Annotated in this window: 3 protein-coding genes and 1 pseudogene; 3 read left to right on the top strand and 1 reads right to left on the bottom strand. The window is 61.6% G+C overall.

Annotated elements, in window-relative coordinates; translation table 11 throughout:
- Window positions 1-177 (bottom strand): annotated as a pseudogene (locus F599_RS16125) (IS481 family transposase); the annotation flags it as partial.
- A 206-nt stretch (window positions 178-383) separates the two neighbouring features.
- On the opposite strand from F599_RS16125, the gene F599_RS0113005 reads away from it, so the two are divergent.
- The 3 genes from F599_RS0113005 (at window position 384) to F599_RS0112995 (ending at window position 4038) form a co-directional block, all read left to right on the top strand.
- On the top strand, window positions 384-1136 hold the full coding sequence (locus F599_RS0113005; protein ID WP_019543925.1) for a DeoR/GlpR family DNA-binding transcription regulator: 753 nt from the start codon (window positions 384-386) through the stop codon (window positions 1134-1136).
- Entirely contained in the window at window positions 1133-2056 is a 924-nt protein-coding gene (gene pfkB / locus F599_RS0113000; RefSeq protein ID WP_019543924.1) for a 1-phosphofructokinase, read from the top strand. The genes F599_RS0113005 and pfkB overlap by 4 nt, the downstream gene beginning before the upstream one ends.
- A gap of 86 nt (window positions 2057-2142) precedes the next feature.
- Window positions 2143-4038 carry a PTS fructose transporter subunit IIABC gene (locus tag F599_RS0112995; protein WP_019543923.1) on the top strand — a complete coding sequence of 632 codons (1896 nt, stop codon included), beginning with the start codon at window positions 2143-2145 and terminating at the stop codon, window positions 4036-4038.
- Window positions 4039-4494 lie beyond the last annotated feature (456 nt).

Here is a 4494-nt window from a genome sequence, read left to right as displayed (position 1 = left end):
AAGGCTACCGGGCGTACCGTCGTAGCGCTTGTTCCAGCGAAGGAGAGAAGATTTGGAAACCTTGTATCGTCGGCAAACGAAAGAGATGTCATGTTCCGAACGATAAAGTTTCACAGCATGGATGCGGGTGTGAAGTTCGTGTGGCAGATAACGCTTGATTGGTGTTATAATGGACATGCGATTAAATCTCCTTTTTGTGTTTTTGACCAATTACATCTTAGGGGATTTAATCGCTTTTGTATATAGCCTTCGGTGTCACATCTATTGTATACCTACACTTTCCTGCTTGTTCCTACGCGAAAATGATTGACTTTGACTGACTTTGATGCTATACTGAGGCCACTAGGAAATATATATATCATTGCAAGAGGTGTGATACTGATATGCTCACAGAAGAGCGCTACGCAGCGATCCTGCGCATCCTCGCCGAGAAGAAGGCCGTGACCGTCCAGGAACTCACGCGCATCCTCGACGCCTCCGAGTCCACGGTGCGCCGCGACCTCGTCGCGCTGCACAAGAGCGGCCGTCTCTACAAGGTCTACGGCGGCGCGACGTCCATCGACAACAACTACTCCTCGAGCGAGGAGGACATGAAGACGAAGCGCGAGCTGCACACCGAGGGGAAGATCGCCATCGCCCGCCGCGCCGCGTCGCTCGTCCGCAAGAACGATTTCGTCTACCTCGACGCGGGCACGACGACGCTCCACATGATCGACTTCCTCCAGGAGCCGACGGCCGTCTTCGTCACGAACGGCATGCCGCACGCGGCGAAGCTCGCCGCGAAGGGCTTCAAGACGTTCATTCTCGGCGGCCGGCTCAAGAGCTCGACCGAGGCCGTCATCGGCACGGAGGCCGTGAACGCGCTCAAGCTCTACAATTTCACGAAGGGTTTCTTCGGCACGAACGGCATCAGCACGGGCTCGGGCTTCTCGACGCCAGACGACAGCGAGGGCCTCGTGAAAAGGAGCGCGCTCGAGCGCTGCTCGCACGCGTATGTGCTCGCCGACTGCTCGAAGTTCAACAAGATCTATCCCATCACATTCGCGAATATCTCCGGAGCCACCATCATCACCGACCTGCTGGAGGATAAGAAATACCGCGACTACACGACTGTCCTGGAAGGAGAAGCGCCATGATCTATACCGTAACATTCAACCCGTCCCTCGACTACATCGTCCGCCTCGACCAGTTCACGGCGGGCGAGATCAACCGCGTGAACTACGAGCAGGTGCTCGCGGGCGGCAAGGGCATCAATGTCTCCATCGTCCTGCACAACCTCGGGCACGAGAGCACGGCGCTCGGCTTCGTCGCGGGCTTCACGGGCGACGAGATCGAGCGCCAGCTCGATGCGTTCTCCGTGCGCCATGCGTTCGTGCGCCTCGATGCGGGCTTCTCGCGCATCAATGTGAAGGCGAAGGCGCAGAGCGAGACGGAGATCAACGGCCAGGGGCCGGACATCAGCGAGGCGAAGCAGCAGGAGCTTTTCGCACGGCTCGACCGCCTCGGCGCGGGCGACACGCTCGTGCTCGCGGGCTCCATCCCGAAGACCTTGCCGGATGACATCTACGAGCGTATCATGGCGCGCCTCGCGGGCCGCGGCATCCGCATCGTCGTCGACGCGGAGAAAAAGCTGCTGCTCAACGTGCTCAAGTACCATCCGTTCCTCATCAAGCCGAACAACCACGAGCTCGGCGACATGTTCGGCGTCACGCTCAAGACGGACGAGGAGATCCTCACCTACGCGAAGAAGCTCCAGGAAAAGGGCGCTGAGAACGTCCTCATCTCGATGGCGGGCGACGGCGCGATCCTGCTCACGGCGGACGGCAAAAGCTACAAGAGCCCCGCGCCCAAGGGCGAGCTCGTGAACTCCGTCGGCGCGGGCGACAGCATGGTCGCCGGCTTCCTCACGGGCTGCATCGAGCACGCGGACGATCTCGCGGAGGCCTTCGCGCTCGGCGTCGCCACGGGCTCGGCCTCCGCGTTCAGCGAGAACCTCGCGACGCGCCCCGAGGTAGAGGCGCTGCGCGCGACCATCCAGGCGCGGCAGATGAACTGAGGGAGGGCGGGGACGCGCCCCGCTCTCTCCATGACTGATTTTTCAAATTTTATCATCCTATCATTTCATAAAAAGGAGTGTCATACATGCGCATCACCGATTTACTCAAGCAGGAGAGCATCCTGCTCGGTGCCCAGCCGAAGGACAAGGAGGCTGCCATCCGTGAGCTCGCGGATCTCATGGAGAAAGGCGGCAACCTTTCGGACAAGGCCCAGTATGTAAAGGACGTCCTCGCCCGCGAGGCCTCCGGCACGACGGGCCTCGGCGACGGCATCGCGACGCCGCACGCCAAGAGCGCCGGCGTCCGCGCCGCAGGTCTTGCCGCGATGACCGTGCCGGGCGGCATGGACTTCGCCTCGATGGACGGCAAGCCCGCGCGCCTCTTCTTCCTCATCGCCGCACCGGACGCGGCGAATGACGAGCACCTCGCGATCCTCTCGAAGCTCGCGACGATGATCATGGACCCGGACTTCAAGGAAGCGCTGATCGCCGCGAAGACGAAGGAGGCATTCCTCTCGCTCATCGACGCCAAGGAGGACGGCAGGTTCCAGGCGCCCGCGCAGGAGGCAGCTCCCGCAGCAGCCCCCAGGGCTGATCACATCCAGATCCTCGCCGTCACCGCCTGCCCGACGGGCATCGCGCACACGTTCATGGCGGCGGAGAGCATCGAGCAGCACGCGAAGAAGCGCGGCCTCACGGTCAAGGTCGAGACGAACGGCTCCGGCGGCGCGAAGAACCTCCTCACGGCAGAGGAGATCGCCGCGGCCGACGGCATCATCGTCGCCTGCGACAAGAACGTCCCGATGAGCCGCTTCGACGGCAAGCGCGTCGTCATCACGAAGGTCGCCGACGGCATCAACAAGGCGGACGAGCTCATCGACCGCGCGCTCTCAGGGAGCGCGCCTGTCTACCATGCGACAGGCGCCGATGAGGCCGAGGGCGCGGCGGACGCGTCCGGCGAGAGCCTCGCCCGCCAGATCTACAAGCACCTCATGAACGGCGTCAGCCACATGCTCCCGTTCGTCGTCGGCGGCGGCATCCTCATCGCGCTCGCGTTCCTGCTCGACGATTACAGCATCGACCCGAAGAACTTCGGCTCGAACACGCCCGTCGCGAAATTCTTCAAGGACATCGGCGGCGCCTCGTTCGGCTTCATGCTGCCCGTGCTCGCCGGCTTCATCTCCATGTCGATCGCTGACCGCCCGGGCCTCGCAGTCGGCTTCGTCGGCGGCGCGCTCGCGGGCACGACGGGCTCCGGCTTCCTCGGCGCCCTCATCGCCGGCTTCCTCGGCGGCTACATCGTCAATTTCCTCAAGAAATGCACGAAGGGGCTGCCCGCCTCGCTCGAGGGCATCAAGCCCATGCTCATCTACCCGGTGCTCGGCATCCTCCTCATGGGCTTCATCTCCCTCTTCATCATCGCACCGCCTGTCTCCGCCATCAACACCTGGATGGTCGACACGCTCAAGAACATGGATCCCTCCGCGCGCATCCTCATGGGCATCGTCGTCGGCGGCATGATGGCCGTCGACATGGGCGGCCCGGTCAACAAGGCCGCCTACGTCACGGGTACGGGCCTGCTCGCCTCCGGCGAGTTCCACGTCATGGCTGCCGTCATGGCAGGCGGCATGGTGCCGCCGCTCGCCATCGCGCTCTCGACGACCTTCTTCAAGAACCGCTACACCGAGCGCGACCGCAAGGCCGGCATCACGAACTACGTCATGGGCCTCGCGTTCATCACCGAGGGCGCCATCCCGTTCGCGGCCGCTGACCCCATCCGCGTCATCCCCTCGATGGTCGCAGGCTCCGCTGTCGCGGGCGCGCTCTCGATGGCCTTCGACTGCACGCTGCGCGCGCCGCACGGCGGCATCTTCGTCGTCCCGACCATCGGCAACCCGCTCATGTACCTCCTCGCCATCCTCATCGGCGCCGTCGTCGGCTGCCTCATCCTCTCGGCGCTCAAGAAGCCGCTGAAAAACTAAGGAACCGCTGATTAAATGAGGTGCTCCGGATTTACGCGGATGCGCTGTATCTCTCTAGGAGACAAACCGCAGGCGTAGCCTAAGCTACGCTGAGGTTTGTCGACGACGAGAGGACAGTGCAGACGCGTGAAGACGGAGTGCCGAATTAATCAGTGGTTCCCTAAGGAAACAAAAAGGGGCTGTCTCACGAAAGCATTTTCGTGCGGATAGCCCCGTTTTCTTTGACCTCAATCACGGTCATCTGACACTGGCGATAATCATGGCATAAAAAACAGTACAAGAAACAGGCGGTCACCGATCGCCTCGTTTTTTGCACTGTTCTGTTTCAGGCTGCTGCCACAACTTGGATGAGGTGCACGCCTAATCGCTGTGCCTGTATTTTGCAATGCAATTTAAAAATGTTATGTGCCATTGCCAGCAGGATGGTTTCTGCCTCTACGTTGACATGCCCTTTTG

The organism is Selenomonas bovis DSM 23594 (assembly GCF_000381005.1).
GTDB classification, from domain to species: domain Bacteria; phylum Bacillota; class Negativicutes; order Selenomonadales; family Selenomonadaceae; genus Selenomonas_C; species Selenomonas_C bovis.
This window is presented reverse-complemented; position numbering and strand designations above follow the sequence as displayed.

Excerpts from the sequence above, each read along its gene's own strand:
- F599_RS0113005 (WP_019543925.1), top strand. The coding sequence starts at position 384 with ATGCTCACAGAAGAGCGCTACGCAGCGATCCTGCGCATCCTCGCCGAG.
- pfkB (WP_019543924.1), top strand. The coding sequence starts at position 1,133 with ATGATCTATACCGTAACATTCAACCCGTCCCTCGACTACATCGTCCGC.
- F599_RS0112995 (WP_019543923.1), top strand. The coding sequence starts at position 2,143 with ATGCGCATCACCGATTTACTCAAGCAGGAGAGCATCCTGCTCGGTGCC.